We start from the raw sequence: 1,034 nt of genomic DNA, 5'->3' as shown, positions 1-1,034 counted from the left end.
GATGAGTTGGGCGACTCCAGGCAAAGGAGCGATTGTCGTGGCTACCGTGCCGAATGATGAGATGAAGGCGACCATATTTGCTTACGACAAAGGTATGACGAATGTGAAAGGGCAAACGGTTGCTGCGCGTGAGGTTTTTTATTACATGATGACAGGTGAAGAAATTAATCAGACGGATGAGGGATGGAAGCTGTTTGATGCCGCTGTTCGCTGGGTGCAAGAAACAAAATAATAAGAGTTCTTGAAGGAGATAGGGAGTTAATGAAACGATTGTTTTCCTACTTAATCATCGTAGTCCTTATTTTTGCAAGTGCTGCCTGTTCRGTGCCAACACACAAAGATGCCGGAAATGCGAAAAAAGTACTTTTTGTCGGCACGGACAGCGCAAATGACCGAATTGTGATGAAGCATTTTAAGGAAATTGGTTACGAGGCTACTCTGATGTCAGACAAAGAGCTCACACCGGATCAGGCGGCAAATTTTGGCTTAGTTTTTGTAAGTTCATTCGCAGGCTCTCATCGCGTCGCTGATAAACTACTCGAATCAACTGCGCCAGTGATCTATGCCAATGGCAAAATACTCGGTCAAGTGGGTTTAGCCAGTAAAGACGATTCGGATTACGGGGAGTATACGGGCCTATCGCTAGCGATAAAAGAGAGTAAACATGAGCTTGCAGCAGGGTTGCCTGGCAGTGTGGACATTTATAAGGAAGAAGCAAAGATTAGCTTTCTTGTCCCTCAGGGAGGCGTCATTATCGCCTCGGCGCCGGATAACGACAAACGTGCTGTGATTTGTGCATTCGAGAAAGGCACGAAAAATATGAACGGCCAAGTTTTGCCGGCTAGGCGCATGTTCTTCAATTTAACAGGCGGGGAAGAAATCAACCGGACAGCGAATGGATGGAAGCTATTTGACGCAGCCGTTCATTGGGCAGGAGCTAAAGCATGAAAAGGAATGATGCAACAAACAACCTATAATGTTGGAGGACCCCCCTAATGTAAACGTAAACATTTCGTAATAAAGTAAAAGTATAC

1 protein-coding gene and 1 pseudogene are annotated in these 1,034 nt (G+C 45.5%); both read left to right on the top strand.

The window, feature by feature from the left end:
- A pseudogene (locus tag AC1DUA_RS38860) lies at positions 1–232 on the top strand (hypothetical protein); the annotation flags it as partial.
- Between the two features lie 29 nt (positions 233–261).
- A complete protein-coding gene (locus tag AC1DUA_RS38855) occupies positions 262–948 on the top strand; it encodes a hypothetical protein (protein ID WP_477504763.1) in 687 nt (228 codons plus the stop codon).
- The last annotated feature ends 86 nt before the right edge of the window (positions 949–1,034 follow it).

The organism is Paenibacillus sp. 01T422, from assembly GCF_056398785.1.
Note: the sequence above shows the minus strand (reverse complement) of the source record. Positions and strands in the feature narration are given on the sequence as shown.